23 protein-coding genes and 5 tRNA genes are annotated in these 22624 nt (G+C 54.7%); 9 read left to right on the top strand and 19 right to left on the bottom strand.

Going from position 1 to position 22624, the window contains the following annotated elements:
• Positions 1–78 precede the first annotated feature (78 nt).
• From modE to gpmA, 7 genes are all read left to right on the top strand, one after another.
• Entirely contained in the window at positions 79–867 is a 789-nt protein-coding gene (gene modE, locus AC0TN7_RS17640; protein ID WP_032649488.1) for a molybdenum-dependent transcriptional regulator, read from the top strand.
• A gap of 67 nt (positions 868–934) precedes the next feature.
• Positions 935–2407, top strand: a complete 1473-nt coding sequence (modF, locus tag AC0TN7_RS17635) for a molybdate ABC transporter ATP-binding protein ModF (RefSeq protein ID WP_473702313.1) — start codon at positions 935–937, stop codon at positions 2405–2407.
• Between the two features lie 201 nt (positions 2408–2608).
• The gene (gene galE / locus AC0TN7_RS17630; protein ID WP_024908784.1) at positions 2609–3625 is read left to right on the top strand and encodes a UDP-glucose 4-epimerase GalE; all 1017 of its coding nucleotides are present in this window, start codon (positions 2609–2611) and stop codon (positions 3623–3625) included.
• A gap of 9 nt (positions 3626–3634) precedes the next feature.
• A complete protein-coding gene (galT, locus tag AC0TN7_RS17625) occupies positions 3635–4681 on the top strand; it encodes a galactose-1-phosphate uridylyltransferase (RefSeq protein ID WP_473702312.1) in 1047 nt (348 codons plus the stop codon).
• Positions 4682–4685: 4 nt separating this feature from the next.
• Complete coding sequence (gene galK / locus AC0TN7_RS17620; protein ID WP_157188783.1) at positions 4686–5834, top strand: galactokinase; 1149 nt, start codon at positions 4686–4688, stop codon at positions 5832–5834.
• Positions 5828–6868, top strand: coding sequence for a galactose-1-epimerase (galM, locus tag AC0TN7_RS17615; RefSeq protein ID WP_473702311.1), 1041 nt, complete (start codon positions 5828–5830; stop codon positions 6866–6868). The genes galK and galM overlap by 7 nt, the downstream gene beginning before the upstream one ends.
• Positions 6869–7074: 206 nt before the next feature.
• Complete coding sequence (gpmA, locus tag AC0TN7_RS17610) at positions 7075–7827, top strand: 2,3-diphosphoglycerate-dependent phosphoglycerate mutase (RefSeq protein WP_023310804.1); 753 nt, start codon at positions 7075–7077, stop codon at positions 7825–7827.
• Between the two features lie 61 nt (positions 7828–7888).
• Here the strand turns inward: gpmA and aroG are convergent, their stop codons facing one another.
• Positions 7889–8941, bottom strand: a complete 1053-nt coding sequence (aroG, locus tag AC0TN7_RS17605; RefSeq protein ID WP_128347827.1) for a 3-deoxy-7-phosphoheptulonate synthase AroG — start codon at positions 8939–8941, stop codon at positions 7889–7891.
• Positions 8942–9245: 304 nt separating this feature from the next.
• Here aroG and AC0TN7_RS17600 point away from each other — a divergent pair, with 304 nt between their 5' ends.
• Together AC0TN7_RS17600 and zitB are read left to right on the top strand one after the other, a co-directional pair.
• Positions 9246–9626, top strand: coding sequence for a protein YbgS (locus AC0TN7_RS17600; protein WP_032649499.1), 381 nt, complete (start codon positions 9246–9248; stop codon positions 9624–9626).
• A gap of 106 nt (positions 9627–9732) precedes the next feature.
• Complete coding sequence (zitB, locus tag AC0TN7_RS17595) at positions 9733–10671, top strand: CDF family zinc transporter ZitB (protein WP_032649502.1); 939 nt, start codon at positions 9733–9735, stop codon at positions 10669–10671.
• On the opposite strand, the gene pnuC is transcribed toward zitB, so the two are convergent.
• The 18 genes from pnuC to cydA all read right to left on the bottom strand — a co-directional run bounded on the left by pnuC (position 10668) and on the right by cydA (position 22315).
• Entirely contained in the window at positions 10668–11387 is a 720-nt protein-coding gene (pnuC, locus tag AC0TN7_RS17590) for a nicotinamide riboside transporter PnuC (protein WP_024908791.1), read from the bottom strand. The genes zitB and pnuC overlap by 4 nt on opposite strands.
• A 22-nt stretch (positions 11388–11409) precedes the next feature.
• Positions 11410–12453 carry a quinolinate synthase NadA gene (gene nadA, locus AC0TN7_RS17585; RefSeq protein WP_008501105.1) on the bottom strand — a complete coding sequence of 348 codons (1044 nt, stop codon included), beginning with the start codon at positions 12451–12453 and terminating at the stop codon, positions 11410–11412.
• Between the two features lie 191 nt (positions 12454–12644).
• A tRNA-Lys gene (locus AC0TN7_RS17580) sits at positions 12645–12720 on the bottom strand.
• A 24-nt stretch (positions 12721–12744) separates the two neighbouring features.
• Positions 12745–12820 (bottom strand) — tRNA-Lys (locus tag AC0TN7_RS17575).
• A 146-nt stretch (positions 12821–12966) separates the two neighbouring features.
• Positions 12967–13042 (bottom strand) — tRNA-Lys (locus AC0TN7_RS17570).
• A 3-nt stretch (positions 13043–13045) separates the two neighbouring features.
• Positions 13046–13121, bottom strand: a tRNA-Val gene (locus AC0TN7_RS17565).
• Between the two features lie 26 nt (positions 13122–13147).
• Positions 13148–13223, bottom strand: a tRNA-Lys gene (locus tag AC0TN7_RS17560).
• Positions 13224–13384: 161 nt separating this feature from the next.
• Entirely contained in the window at positions 13385–14176 is a 792-nt protein-coding gene (cpoB, locus tag AC0TN7_RS17555; protein ID WP_024908792.1) for a cell division protein CpoB, read from the bottom strand.
• A 9-nt stretch (positions 14177–14185) separates the two neighbouring features.
• Positions 14186–14707, bottom strand: coding sequence for a peptidoglycan-associated lipoprotein Pal (gene pal, locus AC0TN7_RS17550; protein WP_003858578.1), 522 nt, complete (start codon positions 14705–14707; stop codon positions 14186–14188).
• 35 nt (positions 14708–14742) lie between these two features.
• Entirely contained in the window at positions 14743–16035 is a 1293-nt protein-coding gene (tolB, locus tag AC0TN7_RS17545) for a Tol-Pal system beta propeller repeat protein TolB (protein ID WP_032649508.1), read from the bottom strand.
• 134 nt (positions 16036–16169) lie between these two features.
• The gene (tolA, locus tag AC0TN7_RS17540; RefSeq protein WP_048990051.1) at positions 16170–17471 is read right to left on the bottom strand and encodes a cell envelope integrity protein TolA; all 1302 of its coding nucleotides are present in this window, start codon (positions 17469–17471) and stop codon (positions 16170–16172) included.
• A 28-nt stretch (positions 17472–17499) separates the two neighbouring features.
• Positions 17500–17928, bottom strand: a complete 429-nt coding sequence (gene tolR, locus AC0TN7_RS17535) for a colicin uptake protein TolR (protein WP_003858589.1) — start codon at positions 17926–17928, stop codon at positions 17500–17502.
• 3 nt (positions 17929–17931) lie between these two features.
• Entirely contained in the window at positions 17932–18624 is a 693-nt protein-coding gene (tolQ, locus tag AC0TN7_RS17530; RefSeq protein WP_008501101.1) for a Tol-Pal system protein TolQ, read from the bottom strand.
• Complete coding sequence (gene ybgC / locus AC0TN7_RS17525) at positions 18621–19025, bottom strand: tol-pal system-associated acyl-CoA thioesterase (protein WP_003858593.1); 405 nt, start codon at positions 19023–19025, stop codon at positions 18621–18623. The genes tolQ and ybgC overlap by 4 nt, the downstream gene beginning before the upstream one ends.
• Before the next feature lie 148 nt (positions 19026–19173).
• Complete coding sequence (ybgE, locus tag AC0TN7_RS17520; protein ID WP_008501100.1) at positions 19174–19464, bottom strand: cyd operon protein YbgE; 291 nt, start codon at positions 19462–19464, stop codon at positions 19174–19176.
• Positions 19464–19577 carry a cytochrome bd-I oxidase subunit CydX gene (gene cydX / locus AC0TN7_RS17515; protein ID WP_003858598.1) on the bottom strand — a complete coding sequence of 38 codons (114 nt, stop codon included), beginning with the start codon at positions 19575–19577 and terminating at the stop codon, positions 19464–19466. The genes ybgE and cydX overlap by 1 nt, the downstream gene beginning before the upstream one ends.
• A 14-nt stretch (positions 19578–19591) precedes the next feature.
• Positions 19592–20731: a cytochrome d ubiquinol oxidase subunit II gene (gene cydB, locus AC0TN7_RS17510; protein ID WP_023334940.1), complete on the bottom strand. Its 1140-nt coding sequence runs from the start codon at positions 20729–20731 to the stop codon at positions 19592–19594.
• Between the two features lie 15 nt (positions 20732–20746).
• Positions 20747–22315: a cytochrome ubiquinol oxidase subunit I gene (cydA, locus tag AC0TN7_RS17505; protein ID WP_048990050.1), complete on the bottom strand. Its 1569-nt coding sequence runs from the start codon at positions 22313–22315 to the stop codon at positions 20747–20749.
• Positions 22316–22624 lie beyond the last annotated feature (309 nt).

The following is a 22624-nucleotide window of genomic DNA, read 5'->3' as shown; positions in this document are numbered from 1 at the left end:
AAAACATCCCCTTTTGTGCGGTACCCTTTGCGCCCTGCACCATTTGGGTCACAATACTCTTTTTGCCAGGACACTGTTATGCAGGCCGAAATTCTTCTCACACTCCGACTTCAGCAAAAGCTTTTCGCCGATCCGCGACGTATCGCCCTGCTTAAACAAATAGAACAAACAGGCTCGATTAGCCAGGGGGCGAAAAACGCGGGCATCAGCTATAAAAGCGCCTGGGACGCCATCAACGAGATGAACACCCTGAGCGAACAGCCGCTGGTAGACAGAGCCACGGGCGGCAAAGGCGGCGGCGGTGCAATCGTGACGCGTTACGGTCAGCGCCTTATTCAGCTTTACGATCTGCTGGCCCGAATCCAGCAAAAAGCGTTTGATGTGTTGAGCGACGACGACGACGTTCCGCTGGACAGTTTGCTGGCCGCCATTTCCCGCTTCTCATTACAAACCAGCGCCCGCAACCAGTGGTTTGGCACGGTGACGGCGCGCGATAATCTGCAGGTACAGCAGCATATTGAAATCCTGCTTGCCGATGGCACTACCCGTCTGAAAGCCGCCATAACGGCGCAGAGTGCAGAGCGCCTTGAGCTGGACGAAGGGAAAGAGGTGCTGGTGCTGCTGAAAGCACCGTGGGTCAATATCACGCGCGATCCCGACACCGCAAAGGCAGCAGATAACCAGCTGCAGGGCGCAATTAGCCACATCGAACGCGGCCAGGCGCAGTGCGAAGTGCTGATGACCCTGGCAGACGGGCAACGGCTTTGCGCGACAATACCGCTTAGCGAGGCGGACGGTTTAGAAGAAGGTACTGTCGTCACCGCCTGGTTCAACGCAGATCGGGTGATTATCGCCACATTGTGCTGAGCACATTGACAATCGCGCCGACAGTGCGTATCCCTGATATCTATTGCTGCAAAAACAGGGATAAATCATGTCATCATTGCATATTTCGCAAGGCACGTTTCGTCTTAGCGATGTCCGAACGCTGACGATTGCTGATTTGACAATACGCGCAGGTGAAAGCTGGGCGTTTGTCGGCACTAACGGCAGCGGTAAATCTGCGCTGGCCCGCGCGCTGGCCGGCGAGCTCAACCTCCTCAAGGGCGAATACCAGAGCACCTTTACGCGCCTGACGCGCCTGTCGTTTGAACAACTGCAAAAGCTGGTCAGCGACGAGTGGCAGCGCAACAACACCGATTTACTCAGCCCTGGCGAAGACGATACCGGCCGTACGACGGCAGAAATTATTCAGGATGAGGTGAAAGACCCCGCCCGCTGTCAGCGCCTGGCAGAACGGTTCGGTATCACCGCCCTGCTGAACCGGCGCTTTAAATACCTTTCGACCGGCGAGACGCGGAAAACGCTGCTTTGTCAGGCGCTGATGAGCGAGCCTGACCTTCTTATTCTGGACGAACCGTTCGACGGTCTTGACGTGCAGTCCCGTGCGCAGCTTGCTGCTCTGCTGGAGTCGCTTAATCGGCAGGGATATACCCTGGTGCTGGTACTTAACCGCTTCGATGAAATTCCGGACTTTATCCAGCACGCGGGCGTACTGGCCGACTGTAACCTGACCGAGACTGGCGAAAAAACCGCACTGCTTAAGCAGGCGCTCATTGCCCAGCTCGCGCACAGCGAACAGCTCGATGGTATTACCCTTCCGGAACCCGACGCCCCGTCGGCGCGCCATGCGCTTGATCCCCATCAGCCGCGCATCGTGCTGCGTGACGGGATGGTCACTTATGACGATCGCCCGATCCTTAACCGTCTAAGCTGGACGGTCAATCCGGGCGAGCACTGGCAGATTGTCGGCCCTAACGGCGCGGGAAAATCAACGCTGCTGAGCCTCATCACCGGCGATCACCCGCAGGGCTATAGCAACGATCTGACGCTGTTCGGTCGGCGTCGCGGCAGCGGCGAAACCATCTGGGATATTAAAAAACATATCGGCTATGTCAGCAGCAGCCTGCATCTGGATTACCGGGTCAGTACCACGGTACGCAACGTGATCCTCTCCGGCTATTTTGACTCGATCGGCATTTATCAGGCGGTGTCGGACAAACAGCACAAGCTGGCCCAGCAGTGGCTGGATATCCTTGGCATGGACAACCGGGTCGCTGACGCACCGTTTCATAGTCTGTCGTGGGGGCAGCAGCGTCTGGCCCTGATCGTTCGCGCGCTGGTAAAACACCCTACGCTGCTGATCCTCGACGAACCGCTGCAGGGACTCGATCCGCTGAATCGACAGCTTATCCGCCGCTTTGTGGACGTGCTGATTAGCGAAGGTGAAACGCAGCTGCTTTTCGTTTCACACCATGCCGAAGATGCCCCCTCCTGCATCACCCATCGGCTGGAGTTTGTTCCGGACGGTGAGCAGTATCGTTATCTGCAAAGCAAAATCGATTAACTCCCGGAGGGCACCGCCCTCCGTTTTTCAGATAACCTGCACTAAGACATTGCTATCCCGTTGATCTACAATGCCCCACAGCGGCTGATAATCGGACTTTAAAAACAGTGTAAACGATTCCACTATTTTATCCCATGTCACACTTTTCGCGTCTCTGTTATGCTATGGTTATTACATACCATAAGCCCAATGGAGCGAAATATGCGAGTTCTGGTAACAGGTGGTAGCGGTTACATAGGTAGTCATACCTGCGTGCAACTGCTGCAAAACGGTCACGACGTCATCATCCTCGACAACCTGTGCAACAGTAAGCGCAGCGTGCTGCCTGTGATTGAACGTCTTGGCGGTAAACAACCGACTTTTGTAGAAGGCGACATCCGCAACGAAGCGCTGATGACCGAGATCCTTCACGACCACGCCATCGAAGCGGTGATCCACTTCGCAGGTCTGAAAGCGGTCGGTGAATCCGTTGCGAAACCGCTCGAGTATTACGACAACAATGTCAACGGTACTCTGCGTCTCATCTCCGCCATGCGTGCGGCCAACGTCAAAAACTTCATCTTTAGCTCTTCGGCTACCGTCTACGGCGATCAGCCCAAAATCCCTTACGTTGAAAGCTTCCCAACCGGGACACCGCAAAGCCCGTACGGCAAGAGCAAACTGATGGTGGAGCAGATCCTGACCGACCTGCAAAAAGCCCAGCCGGAGTGGAGCATCGCGCTGCTGCGCTACTTCAACCCGGTCGGCGCCCATCCGTCCGGCGATATGGGTGAAGATCCGCAGGGCATCCCGAACAACCTGATGCCGTATATCGCGCAGGTTGCCGTCGGTCGTCGCGACTCGCTGGCGATTTTTGGCAATGACTACCCTACCGAAGACGGCACCGGCGTGCGTGACTACATCCACGTCATGGATCTGGCCGACGGCCACGTGGCCGCGATGCAGCAGCTGGCCAACAAGCCGGGCGTGCATATTTACAACCTCGGCGCCGGGGTCGGCAGCAGCGTGCTGGACGTGGTTAACGCCTTCAGCAAAGCCTGCGGTAAGCCGGTGAGCTACCACTTCGCACCGCGTCGTGATGGCGACCTGCCTGCTTACTGGGCCGATGCCACCAAAGCCGACAAAGAGCTTAACTGGCGTGTCACGCGCACGCTTGATGAAATGGCACAGGATACCTGGCACTGGCAGTCACGCCACCCGCAGGGCTATCCGGACTAAGGATCCGTCATGACGCAATTTAATCCCGTCGATCATCCGCATCGTCGCTTTAACCCGTTAAGCGGGCAATGGATTTTGGTTTCTCCGCATCGCGCCAAGCGCCCCTGGCAGGGGGCGCAGGAAACGCCTGCGAAACAAACGCTGCCACAGCACGACCCGGACTGCTTCCTCTGTCCGGGCAACACGCGCGTCACCGGGGATAAAAACCCGGACTACAAAGGCACCTTCGTCTTCACCAACGATTTTGCCGCCCTGATGACCGACACCCCGGACGCACCGGAAAGCCACGATCCGCTGATGCGCTGCGAAAGCGCGCGCGGTACCAGCCGCGTGATCTGCTTCTCCCCCGACCACAGCAAAACGCTGCCGGAGCTGAGCGTTGAGGCACTGAAAGAGGTCGTCAGCACCTGGCAGGCGCAAACCGCCGAGCTGGGTCAAACTTACCCGTGGGTGCAGGTGTTCGAAAACAAAGGCGCGGCTATGGGCTGCTCCAACCCGCATCCGCATGGCCAGGTCTGGGCGAACAGCTTCCTGCCTAACGAAGCCGAGCGTGAAGACCGTCTGCAAAAAGCGTATTACGCGGAAAACGGTTCCCCAATGCTGGTCGATTACACCCGCCGTGAGCTGGCCGACGGCAGCCGCACCGTGGTGGAAACCGAACACTGGCTGGCCGTCGTGCCTTACTGGGCTGCCTGGCCGTTTGAAACGCTGCTGCTGCCGAAAGCGCACGTACAGCGCATCACCGATCTCAGCGACGCGCAGCGTGACGACCTTGCTCTGGCGCTGAAAAAGCTGACCAGCCGTTACGACAACCTGTTCCAGTGCTCCTTCCCGTACTCCATGGGCTGGCACGGCGCCCCGTTTAACGGCGAAGGGAATCTACACTGGCAGCTGCACGCCCATTTCTATCCGCCGCTGCTGCGCTCTGCGACGGTGCGTAAATTTATGGTGGGCTATGAAATGCTGGCGGAAACCCAGCGTGACCTGACGGCGGAACAGGCGGCAGAACGTCTGCGTGCCGTTAGCGACGTCCACTATCGCGAATCAGGAGTCTAAAAAAATGAGTCTGAAAGATAAAACACAATCCCTGTTTGCTGAAAAATTTGGCTACCCTGCCACCCACGTTATCCAGGCCCCTGGCCGCGTCAACCTGATTGGTGAACACACCGACTATAACGACGGTTTCGTCCTGCCGTGCGCCATCGATTACCAGACGGTGATCAGCTGTGCGAAGCGCGACGACCGCCAGGTTCGCGTGATTGCAGCGGATTACGGTAATGAGACGGACGCGTTTTCCCTCGATGCCCCAATCGTGACGCACGACAGCCAGCAGTGGTCAAACTACGTGCGCGGCGTGGTGAAGCATCTACAGAAGCGTAACAAAAACTTTGGCGGTGCGGATTTAGTGATCAGCGGCAACGTGCCGCAGGGCGCGGGCTTAAGCTCCTCTGCGTCTCTGGAAGTCGCGGTGGGTACCGTGTTCCAGCAGCTTTATCATTTACCGCTGGATGGCGCGCAAATCGCCCTGAATGGTCAGGAAGCGGAAAACCAGTTCGTGGGCTGTAACTGCGGCATTATGGACCAGCTGATCTCCGCACTGGGCAAAAAAGAACACGCGCTGCTGATCGACTGCCGCTCGCTGGGCACTAAAGCCGTTCCCCTGCCAAAAGGCGCGGCTGTGGTAATCATCAACAGCAACTTTAAGCGCACGCTGGTGGGCAGCGAGTACAACACCCGCCGCCAACAGTGCGAAACCGGTGCCCGCTTCTTCCAGCAGCCCGCCCTGCGCGACGTAACGCTCAATGAATTTAACAAAGTGGCGCACGAGCTGGATCCGGTCGTCGCCAGGCGCGTTCGTCACGTGCTGACGGAAAATGCCCGTACCGTTGAAGCCGCCTCCGCGCTGGCGAAAGGTGACCTGAAACGCATGGGTGAGCTGATGGCGGAATCTCACGCCTCCATGCGCGATGATTTTGAAATCACCGTTCCGCAAATCGATACCCTGGTGGACATCGTCAAAGCCACCATCGGCGACAAAGGTGGCGTGCGCATGACGGGCGGCGGTTTTGGCGGCTGCATCGTTGCGCTGGTGCCTGAAGAGCTGGTTCCTGCCGTACAGGATGCCGTGGCGAAGCAGTACGAAGCAAAAACGGGTATCAAAGAAACCTTCTATGTTTGCAAAGCATCACAAGGAGCCGGACAGTGCTAAACGAAACGCCTACCCTCGCACCGGATGGTCTGCCGTATCGCCTGTTAACCCTGCGCAACCGCGCAGGGATGGTCGTTACGGTGATGGACTGGGGTGCTACCCTTCTTTCTGCCCGCGTACCGATGCCTGACGGCAGCGTGCGCGAGACTCTGCTGGGCTGCGCCTCGCCTGAGCAGTACGTCAATCAGTCCGCCTATCTGGGCGCGTCCGTTGGGCGCTATGCTAACCGAATCGCGAAGAGCCGTTTTGAGCTCGACGGCGTGCAGTACGCCCTGCTTCCAAGCCAGGGTGAGAACCAGCTGCACGGCGGACCGGACGGGTTTGATAAACGCCGCTGGAAGATTGTTCGTCAAAACGACGGGGAAGTGCTGTTCTCGCTGGATTCGCCTGATGGGGATCAGGGGTTCCCGGGGAATCTTATCGCGTCCGCGCGCTTTACGCTGACCGACGACAACCGTATCGCCATTGAATACCGTGCGACGGTCGACAAGCCGTGTCCGGTCAACCTGACCAATCACGCGTACTTTAATCTGGACGGTAACCAGTGCGACGTGCGTAACCACAGGCTGCAGATCCTGGCGGATGCCTGGCTGCCGGTTGACGAGATGGGCATTCCGCATCAGGGCCTCAAAGACGTGAGCGGCACCAGCTTTGACTTCCGCAGCGCGAAAACGATCGCCCAGGATTTCCTGAGCGATGACGATCAGCGCAAGGTGAAAGGTTACGACCACGCGTTCCTGCTACAGGCCAAAGGTGATGTGAAACAACCTGCCGCGCAGGTCTGGTCTGCGGATGAGAAGCTGCAGATGACGGTGTATACCACTGCCCCTGCCCTGCAGTTCTACTCAGGTAACTATCTCGGCGGCACAACGGCGCGCGAACACGAAGAGTATAGCGACTGGCAAGGCCTGGCGCTGGAGAGCGAGTTCCTGCCGGACAGCCCGAACCATCCGGAATGGCCGCAGCCGGACTGCGTGCTGCGCCCGGGTAAAGAGTACGTTAGCGTCACAGAGTATCATTTTATTCCGCATTGATTTCCAGCCCTCCCATCGGAGGGCTTTTTTCTGCGCGCCTTGCTGAAAATAGCGCCGATCGCAGACAAAATCATAACCCTGGATTCACAAGCATCTTACACTCAGAGACTATTTTCGCTATGGTTAGGGTTAAGCGTTGCTGGTGGCACGGCCACGGCAATATAATGAGAATTGTTATCATTCTAAAAATGCTTGAGGAGTAAGAGATGGCTATAACTAAGCTGGTCCTGGTGCGTCACGGCGAAAGCCAGTGGAACAACGAAAACCGCTTTACCGGTTGGTACGACGTTGATCTGTCTGAGAAAGGCGTAAGCGAAGCAAAAGCAGCAGGTAAACTGCTGAAGGAAGAAGGCTTCAGCTTTGATTTTGCTTACACCTCTGTGCTGAAACGTGCCATCCACACCCTGTGGAACGTGCTGGACGAACTGGATCAGGCCTGGCTGCCGGTTGAGAAGTCCTGGAAACTGAACGAACGTCACTACGGTGCGCTGCAGGGCCTGAACAAAGCGGAAACCGCTGAGAAATACGGCGACGAGCAGGTTAAACAGTGGCGTCGCGGCTTCGCAATCACCCCGCCAGAGCTGACCAAAGATGACGAGCGCTACCCGGGCCACGACCCGCGTTACGCGAAGCTGACCGACGCTGAGCTGCCAACCACCGAGAGCCTGGCGCTGACCATCGACCGCGTTGTGCCTTACTGGAACGAAACCATTCTGCCACGCCTGAAAAGCGGCGAGCGCGTGATCATCGCTGCTCACGGTAACTCCCTGCGCGCGCTGGTGAAATACCTGGACAACATGGGTGAAGACGAAATTCTCGAACTGAACATCCCAACTGGCGTACCGCTGGTGTATGAGTTCGACGAAAACTTCAAGCCAATCAAACACTACTATCTGGGTAACGCGGAAGAGATCGCGGCGAAAGCAGCGGCTGTCGCGAACCAGGGTAAAGCGAAGTAATTTTCGCCAGACATAAAAAAAGCGCGGAGCCTTCCGCGCTTTTTTATTTGTGCCTGATAATTCAGCCGCGACGCGCTTTTACCGCATTCGCCAGCTGACGCAGGATGGTATCGGTATCCTCCCAGCCGATGCAGGCATCGGTCACGCTTTTGCCATACACCAGCGGTTCGCTGCCTTCCAGATTTTGGTTACCTTCAACCAGATGGCTTTCGATCATCACCCCAATCACCGCCTTCTCACCGCCGGCAATCTGCTGACAGACGTCTGCACCCACTTCCATCTGCTTTTTAAACTGCTTGCTGGAGTTGGCGTGGCTGAAATCGATCATCACCTGCGGTGGCAGCCCGGCTTTTTCCAGCCCGACCTTCACTTCTGCCACGTGTTTTGCGCTGTAGTTCGGCTCTTTGCCGCCGCGCAGAATGATATGGCAGTCGCCGTTACCGCTGGTGTTAACGATGGCGGAATGACCCCATTTGGTCACCGACAGGAAGCAGTGCGGTGCACCTGCAGCATTGATAGCGTCAATGGCGACCTTGATGGTGCCGTCAGTGCCGTTTTTGAAGCCCACCGGACAAGAGAGACCGGACGCCAGCTCGCGGTGCACCTGAGATTCAGTGGTACGGGCACCAATTGCGCCCCAGCTCATCAGGTCTGCCAGGTATTGTGGCGTAATCATGTCCAGGAATTCACCGGCTGCAGGCAGGCCGCTGTCGTTGATCTCCAGCAGCAGCTTGCGCGCAATGCGCAGACCGTCGTTGATCTGGAAGCTGTTATCCATGTGCGGATCGTTAATCAGCCCTTTCCAGCCCACAGTGGTGCGCGGTTTTTCAAAGTAGACGCGCATGACGATTTCAAGCTCGTCCTTCAGCTCTTCACGGAGGGTGAGCAGACGGGCTGCGTACTCTTTCGCGGCTGCAGGATCGTGAATGGAGCACGGGCCAATCACCACCAGAAGACGATCGTCATTACCTTTCAGGATCTTATGGATCGCTTTACGAGCATGAGAAACCGTGTTTGCGGCATTTTCAGTGGCGGGGAATTTCTCAAGGAGCGCTACAGGAGGTAATAACTCATTGATCTCTTTGATGCGTAAATCGTCGTTCTGATAATTCATTTTCTTTCCAGCTCTGCCATATCTTTAGTAATGAAAGCAATCCTTTCAATCTATCTTGTCGACCAGGAAGTGTAAACACGGTTTTACACTTCACGCAGATAATTCCTGGAATTCGCCTAAAAATCGCCACAAAATAGCGAAAAATGAGATCTAACCTAAGCTTTTTAACTGTAACAACCAATTTTACACGCTTAAACGCGATTCCCTACTGACGTAAGTCCGTAAGGCGGAATCTTTCGCCTCTGAAAAAGATGCACTGTTGGAGAATGTTATCCAGCGTAACGACAAGAACAGGAGCACCATGATGAAAATGACAAAACTGGCAACCCTCTTCCTGACCGCCACACTCACTCTGGCCAGCGGCAGCGTCCTGGCCGCGGAAACGGGCACATCAGACAGCAACGGGGATGCAAATGCGGCTGCGGCTGCAGGCCAGCCCGCCCCAGACGCGAAACAGAATATCGCCCCGAATAATGTCGACAACAACCAGATCAATACCGGGAACACCAACACCGGCGGCACGATGCTGCATCCCAACGGCAGCGGTTCCGGTACCATGAATCATGACAATATGAGTTCGGATGAGGTTCATAAGAACTCGATGTGTAAGGACGGCAAATGCCCGAACCCTAACGACAAAGTGGGTAACGACGCCAATACCAAAACTGATGGCACCACCCAGTAATTTGTTATGAACCGTCAGAAAAAGGAGAGCCCAGGCTCTCCTTTCTTTTTGGAGTAACCTATTAAAAACGCTACACTAAAAACAATAACACTTCAGGAAAGCAGACATGGCGCACTCCCATTCCCACTCGCATTCTCCCGGCAACGACAACGCTAAACGACTGATGCTGGCCTTTGGCGTCACGGCAACGTTTATGATTATCGAGGTCATTGGCGGCCTGGTTTCCGGCTCTCTGGCGCTTCTGGCCGATGCCGGACATATGCTGACCGATGCCGCCGCCCTGCTCTTCGCCCTGCTGGCGGTGCAGTTCGCGCGTCGTCCACCAAATGCGCGCCACACATTCGGCTGGCTGAGGCTGACCACCCTGGCCGCGTTTGTTAACGCCATTGCGCTGGTGGTCATTACCGTGCTTATCGTCTGGGAGGCCGTACAGCGCTTCCGGCATCCTCAGCCGATCGCCGGAGCGACCATGATGGTGATTGCCGTGGCAGGGCTGCTGGCGAATATCCTGGCCTTCTGGATTCTGCACCGCGGCAGCGGAGAAAAGAACCTCAACGTGCGCGCGGCAGCGCTGCATGTTCTGGGGGATTTACTCGGTTCCGTCGGGGCGATTGTCGCCGCGCTGGTGATCCTCTATACCGGCTGGACGCCTGTCGATCCGATTCTGTCCGTGCTGGTGTCGTGTCTGGTCTTACGCAGTGCCTGGCGGCTGTTGAAGGAGAGCGTGAATGAACTGCTCGAAGGGGCACCGGCATCCATGGATATTGACGAACTGAAGCGCAACTTGCGCCGTTCAGTCCCGGAAGTCCGGAATGTTCATCATGTGCACGTCTGGCTGGTGGGGGAAAAACCGGTCATGACGCTGCACGTCCAGGTGATCCCGCCTCACGACCACGATGCGCTGCTGGAACGCATCCAGCATTTTCTTGAGCATCACTACGAAATAGGCCACTCCACCATCCAGATGGAGTATCAGCCCTGTAACGGGCCGGACTGCCACCTTAACGAGGCGCAGTCCGGACATTCACATCATCATCACCACTAGCTGGAAAGCGCGTGAGAGCCTCGCTCACGCGCGCTGTTAATCCACATCCGGCTGCCGTTCAGCGCAATGAAGGTCAGCAGCAGATATTCCAGCGACATCGCATAGACGCCCTGCAGAGCGAAGATCGCCACGCTGATCACGTTGATGATGACCCACAGCAGCCAGTTCTCAACGTATTTACGGGTCATCAGGATCATCGCCGCAATCGACAGCACCATCATGCAGGAATCCCAGAACGGGAAAGCATCCGGCTGCAGCTCTGGCATCGTCACGTTCAGGCCGATACCGGACATGACCGAAACGGCGACGCGGGTCAGGAACGCAAACACCGGGTTGATGTAGACAGTCATTAAGCCAATGGCCACCACGCAGGCGACGAACCAGGCGATGGCTTTCGGCAAGGGCAGCCAGCGGATCTGCAGCTCTGCCTCCTGCTGGCTGTTCTGACGCGACCACGCGTACCAGCCGTAGATATTGGCGGCGAAGAAGAACAGCTGTAAAAGCAGGCTGGCGTAAAGCTGGATCTGGAAGAAGATAATCGCAAACAGCGTGACGTTAATCAGCCCGAACGCATAGTTGCTGATCTTCTCCAGGCTTGCCAGCCAGATACAGAGTAAACCCGCCAGCGTGCCAACGGCCTCAATCCATGACAGGTCATAGCCACCTGCACCAATCGGTATATGAACCAGAATGTTATGTGTGCTAAAAAAATCCATCTTTTCTCCGCGGCGTGTTGAATTAAGTACGTAGTGTAGCCGCAAAATCCAGCATGCGGTTAAGCGGAATCAACGCACCTTCACGCAGAGCGGCATCCACATGGATTTCATGTGCTGCACCGCCTGTCTCGAGCCCTTCGGCAATGGCCTTCAGGCCGTTCATCGCCATCCACGGGCAATGGGCACAGCTGCGACACGTTGCGCCCTCACCCGCCGTTGGCGCTTCAAGGAGCTCTTTCTCCGGCACGGCCTGCTGCATCTTATAGAAGATACCGCGATCGGTCGCCACGATGAGCTGCTTGTGAGGCAACGTCCTGGCCGCGTTGATAAGCTGGCTGGTTGAGCCCACGGCATCCGCCATGTCGACAATTGACTGCGGTGACTCAGGGTGAACAAGAATGGCGGCGTCAGGATAAAGTGCCTTCATGCGCGCCAGCGCCTGGGTTTTGAATTCATCATGCACGATGCAGGCGCCCTGCCAGCAGAGAACGTCAGCCCCCGTCTGCTTCTGGACATAATTTCCAAGATGACGGTCAGGCGCCCAGATAATTTTCTCTCCCAGGCTATCCAGATGTTCAATCAGCTCAACGGCGATGCTCGACGTGACTACCCAGTCGGCCCGCGCTTTTACCGCCGCAGAGGTGTTGGCGTAAACCACCACGGTCCGATCGGGGTGGGCGTCACAGAAGGCCGTGAATTCGTCAATCGGACAGCCCAGATCCAGCGAACACTCTGCGTTAAGCGTGGGCATCAGGATGGTTTTTTCAGGGCTCAGGATCTTTGCCGTTTCGCCCATAAAACGCACGCCAGCAACCAGTAGCGTGGAAGCGGGGTGTCGTGCACCGAAGCGTGCCATCTCCAGTGAGTCAGAAATGCAGCCTCCGGTCTCTTCAGCCAGCTGCTGAATTTCCGGGTCGGTGTAGTAATGGGCCACCATTACCGCATCGCGCTCTTTAAGAAGACGTTTGATCTTCTCGCGGTAGAATTGCTTTTCATCCTGGCTCAGCGGGACAGGCTTTGGCGGAAACGGATAGATTGCGGCTTCAGGATCAAACATCACACTCATTATGGCTTCTCGTTTTACTGGCTTAACAATATTGCCTTTCTTTTGCCTGACATAGCAAAACGCGTGGCAATTGTGTTTTGTATACTAAACAAGATAGCGAATCTGGAGTGAAAAGTCACCGGGAATAGATGGGCGGAGCATTTGTTGTACCGCAGATAGCAAAAAGGCGCCTTTAGGGCGCCTTTCTACACTGGTGGGTCGTGCAGGATTCGAACCTGCGACCAATTGATTAAAAGTCAACTGCTCTACCAACTGAGCTAACGACCCCTTGCGGGATTTTTTTCTTCGAAGTGGTGGGTCGTGCAGGATTCGAACCTGCGACCAATTGATTAAAAGTCAACTGCTCTACCAACTGAGCTAACGACCCATTCGGGTGCTGACTTCGAAGATTTTTACTCGGTACCACCGGAGAGTGGTGGGTCGTGCAGGATGACTCGGCTTCGTCTCGCCCTTCGGGCCGTTGCTAAAGCAACGTTATCCTTCACGTTTAATATCTGAGTAAGATATTAAAATTGGTGGGTCGTGCAGGATTCGAACCTGCGACCAATTGATTAAAAGTCAACTGCTCTACCAACTGAGCTAACGACCCGAGTGGTGGGTGATGACGGGCTCGAACCGCCGACCCCCTCCGTGTAAAGGAGATGCTCTACCAACTGAGCTAATCACCCACTCTGTACTGCCGGTATGCGTTAAGTGGTGGGTCGTGCAGGATTCGAACCTGCGACCAATTGATTAAAAGTCAACTGCTCTACCAACTGAGCTAACGACCCACTTTTACGCTGTTTTCACGTTGTTTGATATCCCGTGGCAACGGCGGCATATATTACTGATTTAAGAATTCTGCGCAACAAAAATTTCGATGAAGATCACTTAACTGCTTAGTAATCATGCTGCACGACCAGAAATAACGCGATTTCTGGTCATGCGATAATCATCCCATCGAATTCAGACGTTTTTGCGCCTGCTTAGCACCTTCGGTACCCGGGAATTTAGAGACCACCTGCTGATAAACCGCTTTGGCTTTCGCAGTGTCGCCTTTGTCCTGCATGATGACGCCCACTTTGTACATCGCATCAGGCGCTTTTGGCGATTTCGGGTAGTTTTTTACCACGGAGGCAAAATAAAACGCCGCATCGTCCTTTTTACCCTTGTTGTAATTCAGCTGACCGAGCCAGTAATTCGCATTTGGCTGATAAGTAGAATCAGGGTATTTCTTAACAAAGTTCTGAAACGCAGCAAGCGCGTCATCCTGACGAGATTGATCCTGCACCAGGGCAATGGCCGCGTTGTAGTCCGTATTCGCGTCACCGCTCTGTACAGGCGCACCTGTTGAAGCAGAAGCATCCGCAGCCGGAGCTGATGTCGCTGCACCGCTCTGATCGCCCGCGGCTGGCTGTGCTTGTGCTGCACTACCACTGCTCAGGCTATCCATCTGCAGCAAAATCTGCTTCTGACGTTCCACAACCTGGTTAAGCTGATACTGGCTTTCCTGAATCTGACCGCGGAGAGCGTCAATATCATTCTGGTTATCGGAGAGCTGTTGCTGGAGTTGGGTTAAAAGCTGGCTGTGAGCGTTAGAAATACGCTCGAGTTGAGTGACCCGGTCTTCTACCGAGCCTGAGCCGACACTACTGATTGGTGCCTGAGCAAAAGCGGCCCAGGGGGCCGCTATTCCAACCAGTAACGACAGACTCAACAGATGATGTCTGAAGTTACTGCTCATGCAATTCTCTTAGTAAACCAGTACGGCACGACGGTTTTTGGAGTAAGCCGCTTCGTCGTGACCCAGTACTGCAGGTTTTTCTTTACCGTAAGAAACGATGGAGATCTGGTCAGCAGAAACGCCTTTACCCTGCAGGTACATTTTAACAGCGTTAGCACGACGTTCACCCAGGGAGATGTTGTACTCTGGAGTACCACGTTCGTCCGCGTGACCTTCTACGGTGACTTTGTAAGATGGGTTGCTACGCAGGAAGTTAGCGTGCGCATCCAGCATCGCAGCGAAGTCAGAACGGATGTCGTATTTATCCAGATCGAAGTAAACGATGTTGTTCTGCTGCAGCTGCTGCATCTGAAGACGCGCTTGCTCTTCAGAAGACATGTTGCCATTGCCGTTCGCGTCCATACCGGTGCCGGCACCCATCATGCCTTCGCCGCTCTGGTCATTGCTTGCGTTCTTGTTAGAAGAACACGCTGCGATTGCCATTACAGGCAGAGCGATCATCAGCCCCTTCAGCACTTTGTTCAGTTGCATTTCTATGATTCCTTTAGTAATCAATTAATTATTATTTACAGATACGGCGACCAGGCAGGAGATTTTACCTGTCCATCAGTTGCCGGAATACGCGCTTTGAAACGCCCATCTGTAGAAACCAGATTCAGCACAGATCCCATCCCCTGAGAAGAGCTGTAGATTACCATCGTGCCGTTAGGTGCCAGACTTGGCGTTTCATCCAGGAACGTTGACGACAGAACTTGAACGCCACCCGCTACCAGATCTTGTTTGGCAATGTGCTGCTGCCCACCGTTGGAGCTCACCATTACCATAAATTTACCGTCGCTGCTCACGTCTGAGTTCTGGTTCTGCGAACCTTCCCAGGTAATACGCTGCGGAGCACCGCCGTTGATGTTGACTTTGTAGATTTGTGGACGGCCAGCCTGGTCAGAGGTAAACGCCAGGTTTTGACTGTCCGGGAACCATGAAGGTTCGGTGTTGTTGCTGCGACCGTCGGTCACCTGACGGATCTGGCCAGAGCCAATGTCCATCACGTACAGGTTCAGGCTACCGGTTTTTGACAACGCAAACGCCAGTTTAGAACCGTCCGGAGAGAACGAAGGCGCACCGTTGTGACGTGGGAAAGATGCTACCTGACGAACAGCACCGTTTGCCAGCGTCTGGATAACCAGTGCTGAACGGCCACTTTCGAAGGTGACATACGCCAGTTTAGAACCGTCCGGAGACCAGGCTGGAGACATCAGCGGCTGTGAAGAACGTTTCACCAGGAACTGGTTGTAGCCGTCGTAGTCAGATACGCGCAGCTCATACGGGAACTGACCACCGTTGGTCTGCACCACATAAGCAATACGGGTACGGAACGCACCTTTAATGCCGGTCAGTTTTTCGAATACGGCATCGCTGGCAGCGTGAGCCGCGTAGCGCAGGTACTGCTTAGTGACCTTGTAAGAGTTCTGAGCCAGAACGGTACCCGGTGCACCGCCGGTATCCACCAGCTGCCAGGCCACGTTGTAAGAGCCGTCCGGGTTAGGCGTAACCTGACCCACAACCACGGCATCAATACCCAGCGCAGACCATGCTGCAGGCTGTACTTCCTGCGCGCTACCCGGCTGCTGAGGCAGACGAGAACGATCTAACGGGTTGAATTTACCGCTGTTACGCAGGTCAGCCGCCACGATGCCACCGGCATCTTCAGGTGCAGCGCCAGGACCGGCCCACTGGAACGGAACAACACCGATTGGGCGTGCCGAGTCCACCCCCTGGGTGATCTCGATACGTACTTCTGCGTGCAGTACTGCTGCCCACAGCATTAAAAAACCAAATGCTACACGTAATGCCTGCTTCATCATATCTCCCTTATCCGGGTAACCTTACCCACGATAATTTAGCAGAATGTTAACAAACTCAAATAGACAAAACTACCCGAACCCTGTGACTAAACCTGGTCTATTTTTCCCCGTTTGCACGGGGAAAATGTAACTTAAGGTTTGAAGTCCAGCGGCGCATTTTTGAAGACTTCGTAAACTGCCTGAGACGGCGGTTTCGGCATCTTCGCCTGACGCGCTGCAGCCAGGGCCGCAGTACATAAAGCCGGGTCGCCACCTTCCGACTTGATATCCAGCAGCATGCCGTCCGGAGCCAGTTTTATACGCAACGTACACGTTTTACCGGTATAGGAAGACGCATCATAGAATCGGCTTTCAATAGCGGATTTAATCTGCGCGGCATAACCGTTGATTTCAGCCCCGGTCGCACCGTTACTCTTAGTGTTACCACTTCCGGTCGGCGCTGCGTTGTTTCCTTTCGCCCCACCACCCGTTTTCGGTGCATTCTTACCGGAGCTCAAATCGCCCAGCAGATCGTCAACCCCTGCGGCAGCAGCGGCTTTTTCCGCGGCGGCAGCCTTTTTAGCAGCCGCTTTTTCAGCAGCGGCTTTCTTATCGGCAGCGGCCTTCTCAGCTGCAGCTTTTTTATCAGCAGCGGCTTTTTCCGCGGCAGCTGCTTTTTCTGCTGCCGCTTTCTCAGCAGCAGCCGCTTTCTTAGCGGCCTCGGCAGCAGCTTTCTTCTCTGCGTCCTGAGCGGCTTTCTTCGCGGCTTCCGCTTCAGCTTTCTTCTGAGCATCAGCAGCGGCTTTCTTCGCGGCTTCCGCTTCGGCTTTCTTCTGAGCATCAGCAGCGGCTTTCTTCGCGGCTTCAGCTTCAGCTTTCTTCTGAGCATCTGCAGCAGCTTTCTTCGCCGCTTCCGCTTCAGCTTTCTTCTGAGCATCAGCCGCGGCTTTCTTCGCCGCTTCTGCCGCTAATTTTGCCTGGGCATCAGCCTGTGCTTTCGCGTCCGCTGCGGCTTTTGCTGCCGCCTCTTCCGCCTGCTTTTGCTGTTCCTGTGCTTTCTTCGCGGCCTCTTCGGCTTGTTTCTGCTGTTCCGCCTGCTCTTTCGCAGCTTCCTGCGCCTGCAAACGTTCTTTCTCAAGCTGCTTCAGACGTTCCTGCTCTGCGGCCTGCTTTTCACGCAGCTCTTCCGCCTGCTGTTGCGACTGTTTTTCACGCTGCTCTTCAGCCCGTTTGGCACTCGCCTTCTGCTGTTGTTCGCGATTATAGTTCTGTACTACCGCACCGGGATCCACCATCACGGCATCAATGGAAGAGCCTCCACCGCCGCCGGCTGATGCATCAATATGCTCGTCGAACGAACTCCAGATCAGCGCTGCAAAGAGAATAACGTGCAGCACTGCGGAGACGATTATCGCTCGCTTAAGCTTGTCGTTCTGTTCGGTTGCCTTTGACACTATCGGTTCCCAAAAACTACGCGGATGATCAAATAGGTTGGGTCATTAAGCCAACTGACTTAACACCCGCACTATGTAGCAAGTTCAGCGCTTTAATAATTTCATCGTAGGGTACGTCTTTCGCGCCACCGATTAAGAAGACCGTTTTCGGATTTGACTCCAGGCGACGCTGCGCTTCAGCAATCACCTGCTCAGGCGGCAGCTGATCCATACGATCTTTCTCTACCACGACGCTGTATTGCCCTACGCCGGAAACCTCAATGATAACCGGAGGATCGTCATTGGTGCTCACCGCCTGTGATTCTGTCGCATCCGGCAGATCCACTTCCACGCTCTGGGTAATGATTGGCGCTGTCGCCATGAAGATCAGCAGCAGTACCAACAGGACGTCCAGCAGTGGAACGATATTGATTTCGGACTTGAGCTCGCGACGACCTCGTCCACGCGATCTGGCCATGGTTTACCCCTTGTTGCTCTCGGTGCTGGTAAACGCCTGACGGTGCAGAATCGCAGTGAACTCTTCCATAAAGTTGTCGTAGTTCAGTTCCAGTTTGTTCACACGCTGGTTCAGACGGTTGTAAGCCATAACCGCCGGAATTGCCGCAAACAGACCGATAGCGGTCGCAATCAGTGCTTCAGCGATACCCGGTGCAACCATCTGCAACGTCGCCTGCTTCACCGCGCCCAGCGCGATAAAGGCGTGCATGATCCCCCACACGGTACCAAACAGGCCGATATACGGGCTGATGGAACCGACAGTACCGAGGAATGGAATGTGCGTTTCAAGGTTTTCCAGCTCGCGGTTCATAGAGATGCGCATCGCACGCGAGGCACCTTCCACCACCGCTTCCGGCGCATGATTGTTTGCACGATGCAGACGGGCAAACTCTTTGAAACCGCTATAAAAAATTTGCTCGGAGCCTGTAAGGTTTTCACGGCGTCCCTGGCTTTCCTGATACAGACGAGAAAGCTCAATACCCGACCAGAACTTATCTTCAAACGCTTCGGCTTCACGGCCAGCGGCATTGAGGATACGCGTTCTCTGGATGATGATGGCCCAGGATGCGATTGAAAAACCAATCAAAATCAACATGATAAGTTTAACCAGAAGGCTTGCCTTCAGGAACAAATCAAGGATATTCATGTCAGTCACTGCTTAAACTCCGCGACAATAGACTTAGGAAGCGCACGAGGCTTCATTATGGTTGGATCAACACAAACAATCAGTACTTCAGCTGAGTTCAGTACGGTATTCTCTGCGTTGACTATCCGCTGCGTGAAAACCAGTGAGGTCCCGCGCATTGATGTAATTTCAGTTTGGACTTCGAGCATATCGTCGAGTCTGGCAGGCGCAAAATACTCAAGCGTCATCTTGCGAACCACGAAGGCAACTCGCTCAGCCAACAGTACCTGTTGACTAAAGTGATGATGGCGCAGCATCTCTGTGCGTGCCCGTTCATAAAAAGCAACGTAGCTGGCGTGGTAAACCACACCACCGGCATCGGTATCTTCGTAATAGACACGAACCGGCCATCGAAACAGCGTTGTATTCACTTTACATCCCGGTAATGCAACAAAAGTTAATGCTTTTAAACTTCGCTACTATACGCGCGGGAAAGAGGGTTGGGAATGGGGGAAAGTAAACGGAGAGTAAATTTTTATGGGCTCGGGTAAGCCCATAACGTTAACGGACATTTCTTATTCAGAAGAAGAAGAAAATCAAACCGGCGAGAAGCACCAGATCGGCAATCAGCGGGCAGAAAATTCCCTGCCAGTGAACGGCTTTCGGACGAAAGCCCACGCCGTGGATCACACCTGCGCACACCGCCCACATGATGAGGAAGCCGTGCCAGATTTCAAGCTCGCTGGTTTTCGCTGCAAAGCGCGAAGGGTCCCAGAAGATACAACCTGCCAGCAGTAATGCCATCACTAAAGAAAGCGCCCGTAACGGGCGCTTGTCCATTACCGCGTAAAGTTTCGCGATAATATTCATCAGTGTTTTTCTTCACCCGCTTTGGTCGCTTCTACGTGCTCAAGCGCCAGGGCAGTGATGACACCAAATGCACAGGCAAGAAGCGTCCCTAAAATCCATGCGAAATACCACATATTCAGCTCCTTACTTAGTACATAGAGTGGGTGTTGCTTTCGATATGTTCTTTCGTGATACGACCGAACATTTTCCAGTAACACCAGATGGTGTAGGCCAGAACAATCGGAACGAATACGCAAGCAACATATGTCATCAGGTTCAGCGTCATATGGCTGGACGTTGCATCCCACATGGTCAGGCTAGCATTCAGCATGGTGCTGGATGGCATGACGAATGGGAACATCGCAATACCCGATGTCAGGATGATGCACGCCAGGGTCAGTGATGAGAACACGAACGCCAGAGCGCCTTTCTCCAGACGGGACGTCAACACGGTCAGCAGCGGCAGCAATACGCCCAGAGCCGGAATAGCCCACAGCGCAGGGGTATTGTTAAAGTTCACCAGCCATGCACCTGCCTGACGCGCCACTTCTTTGGTCAGCGGATTAGACGGCGCAGTATGGTTAATCGCAGACGTCACCACGTAGCCATCAATGCCGTACACCACCCACACACCAGCCAGTGCGAAGCAGACCAGCGTGACCAGCGCAGCGACCTGAGCCGTCGCGCGAGAACGCAGGTGCAGTTCACCAACCGTACGCATCTGCAGGTAGGTTGCGCCCTGAGTGATGATCATCGCCACGCTCACTACGCCGGCCAGCAGACCAAACGGATTCAGCAGCTGGAAGAAGTTACCGGTGTAGTAGAGACGCATGTACTCGTCCAGGTGGAACGGCACGCCCTGCAGCAGGTTACCGAACGCCACGCCGATGACCAGCGGTGGAACGAAGCTACCGATGAAGATGCCCCAGTCCCACATGTTGCGCCAGCGGGTGTCTTCAATCTTGGAACGGTAGTCGAAACCGACCGGACGGAAGAATAAAGAAGCCAGCACCAGAATCATCGCCACGTAGAAGCCGGAGAACGCAGCCGCGTAGACCATCGGCCAGGCAGCGAACAGCGCGCCGCCTGCGGTGATCAGCCACACCTGGTTACCGTCCCAGTGTGGGGCGATGGAGTTGATCATGATTCGACGCTCGGTGTCATTACGACCGAGGAAACGGGTGAGCATCCCCACCCCCATGTCGAAACCATCCGTGACGGCGAAACCGATCAGCAGAACGCCGATCAACAGCCACCAGATAAAACGCAATACTTCATAATCGATCATTTGATGACTCCTGTCTTAGCGTGCCGGCTGAGTAGTCGCAGTGGACTGCTCGTAGTGATAGCGACCGGTTTTCAGGCTGCTTGGGCCAAGGCGCGCGAACTTGAACATCAGGAACAGTTCAGCTACCAGGAACAGGGTGTACAGACCACAAATCAGCAGCATGGAGAAGATCAGGTCGCCCGCTGTCAGGGAGGAGTTCGCTACCGCCGTTGGCAGTACCTCACCAATCGCCCATGGCTGACGGCCATACTCCGCCACAAACCAGCCGGATTCGATTGCGATCCACGGCAGTGGAATACCGTACAGCGCAGTGCGCAGCAGCCATTTTTTCTCGCCGATGCGGTTGCGAATCACGGACCAGAAGGACGCCGCAATGATCAGCAGCATGATGATGCCGCAGCCCACCATGATACGGAATGCGAAGTACAGAGGCGCAACGCGTGGAATCGAGTCTTTGGTTGCCATCTGGATCTGTGCTTCTGTCGCATCAGACACGTTCGGGGTATAGCGCTTCAGCAGCAGACCGTAACCCAGATCTTTCTTCACGTTATTGAACTGGTCGCGAACGGCCTGGTCGGTAGAACCGGCACGCAGCTGTTCCAGCAGCGAGTAGGCTTTCATACCGTTACGGATACGCTCTTCGTGCTGAACCATCAGCTCTTTCAGCCCCGTCACCTGCTTATCAACAGAACGGGTGGCGATGATACCCAGCGCGTAAGGGATCTGAATCGCGAAGTGGTTTTGCTGCGCGTCCTGATCCGGAATACCGAACAGCGTAAAGGCCGCAGGCGCCGGTTGGGTTTCCCATTCGGCTTCGATGGCGGCCAGTTTGGTTTTCTGCACGTCACCCATTTCGTAACCGGATTCATCACCCAGAACGATAACAGAGAGGATTGCAGCCATACCGAAGCTTGCCGCGATAGCAAAGGAGCGCTTAGCAAACGCGAAGTCACGACCGCGCAGCATGTAGTAAGAACTGATACCCAGGATAAACATTGCGCCGCACACATAGCCAGAAGCGACGGTGTGAACGAATTTAACCTGCGCAACCGGGTTCAGGACCAGCTCGGCAAAGCTGACCATCTCCATACGCATGGTTTCGAAGTTGAAATCAGACGCGATCGGGTTCTGCATCCAGCCGTTCGCCACCAGGATCCACAGCGCGGACAGGTTCGAACCTAATGCCACCAGCCAGGTCACCGCCATATGCTGGACTTTACCCAGACGGTCCCAACCGAAGAAGAACAGACCTACAAAGGTGGATTCGAGGAAGAATGCCATCAGACCTTCAATGGCCAGCGGCGCACCGAAGATATCCCCTACATAGTGGGAATAGTAAGACCAGTTAGTCCCGAACTGGAACTCCATAGTCAGACCGGTTGCCACGCCCAGTGCGAAGTTGATACCAAACAACTTGCCCCAGAACTTGGTCATATCTTTATAAATCTGTTTGCCGGAGAGAACGTATACCGTTTCCATGATGGCCAGCAGGAACGCCATACCGAGCGTCAGTGGCACAAAAAGGAAGTGGTACATCGCGGTCAAGGCAAACTGTAAGCGCGACAGTTCGACTATATCTAACATCATGACTCCTTGCTCATCGCATGAAGACTCCGAGAGTGAACCCCGTCAGAAAGAGATCCACACGCATGCCCCAATACAAATTATTCGCATCCTTGTCGTCGTTATTACCCTAAAGGAGGATAAAAACGATGACGTGAGGTTACAAATACGTTAATAAAAAACTCAAATTGATCCCGCAAATATAATACGCTGCAAAACCCTTACAATAAACAGGTTTTTATTGAATCACATTTACGTTTTTCGACGGTGATCAATTTATAGCAAAATTACCACTTTTCGGCCATTTTGATCGGGGACAATTTAGCGCCT

The organism is Enterobacter sp. PL_is511, assembly GCF_055816065.1.
This window is presented reverse-complemented; position numbering and strand designations above follow the sequence as displayed.

What these genes read in the sequence shown, in the direction of transcription:
- cydX (WP_003858598.1), bottom strand. Translation starts at nt 19,577, where the DNA reads ATGTGGTATTTCGCATGGATTTTAGGGACGCTTCTTGCCTGTGCATTT.
- galK (WP_157188783.1), top strand. Translation starts at nt 4,686, where the DNA reads ATGAGTCTGAAAGATAAAACACAATCCCTGTTTGCTGAAAAATTTGGC.
- cpoB (WP_024908792.1), bottom strand. Translation starts at nt 14,176, where the DNA reads ATGAGCAGTAACTTCAGACATCATCTGTTGAGTCTGTCGTTACTGGTT.
- pal (WP_003858578.1), bottom strand. Translation starts at nt 14,707, where the DNA reads ATGCAACTGAACAAAGTGCTGAAGGGGCTGATGATCGCTCTGCCTGTA.
- modE (WP_032649488.1), top strand. Translation starts at nt 79, where the DNA reads ATGCAGGCCGAAATTCTTCTCACACTCCGACTTCAGCAAAAGCTTTTC.
- tolR (WP_003858589.1), bottom strand. Translation starts at nt 17,928, where the DNA reads ATGGCCAGATCGCGTGGACGAGGTCGTCGCGAGCTCAAGTCCGAAATC.
- modF (WP_473702313.1), top strand. Translation starts at nt 935, where the DNA reads ATGTCATCATTGCATATTTCGCAAGGCACGTTTCGTCTTAGCGATGTC.
- gpmA (WP_023310804.1), top strand. Translation starts at nt 7,075, where the DNA reads ATGGCTATAACTAAGCTGGTCCTGGTGCGTCACGGCGAAAGCCAGTGG.
- cydA (WP_048990050.1), bottom strand. Translation starts at nt 22,315, where the DNA reads ATGTTAGATATAGTCGAACTGTCGCGCTTACAGTTTGCCTTGACCGCG.
- AC0TN7_RS17600 (WP_032649499.1), top strand. Translation starts at nt 9,246, where the DNA reads ATGAAAATGACAAAACTGGCAACCCTCTTCCTGACCGCCACACTCACT.
- cydB (WP_023334940.1), bottom strand. Translation starts at nt 20,731, where the DNA reads ATGATCGATTATGAAGTATTGCGTTTTATCTGGTGGCTGTTGATCGGC.
- nadA (WP_008501105.1), bottom strand. Translation starts at nt 12,453, where the DNA reads ATGAGTGTGATGTTTGATCCTGAAGCCGCAATCTATCCGTTTCCGCCA.
- pnuC (WP_024908791.1), bottom strand. Translation starts at nt 11,387, where the DNA reads ATGGATTTTTTTAGCACACATAACATTCTGGTTCATATACCGATTGGT.
- tolB (WP_032649508.1), bottom strand. Translation starts at nt 16,035, where the DNA reads ATGAAGCAGGCATTACGTGTAGCATTTGGTTTTTTAATGCTGTGGGCA.
- zitB (WP_032649502.1), top strand. Translation starts at nt 9,733, where the DNA reads ATGGCGCACTCCCATTCCCACTCGCATTCTCCCGGCAACGACAACGCT.
- aroG (WP_128347827.1), bottom strand. Translation starts at nt 8,941, where the DNA reads ATGAATTATCAGAACGACGATTTACGCATCAAAGAGATCAATGAGTTA.
- galT (WP_473702312.1), top strand. Translation starts at nt 3,635, where the DNA reads ATGACGCAATTTAATCCCGTCGATCATCCGCATCGTCGCTTTAACCCG.
- ybgE (WP_008501100.1), bottom strand. Translation starts at nt 19,464, where the DNA reads ATGAATATTATCGCGAAACTTTACGCGGTAATGGACAAGCGCCCGTTA.
- galE (WP_024908784.1), top strand. Translation starts at nt 2,609, where the DNA reads ATGCGAGTTCTGGTAACAGGTGGTAGCGGTTACATAGGTAGTCATACC.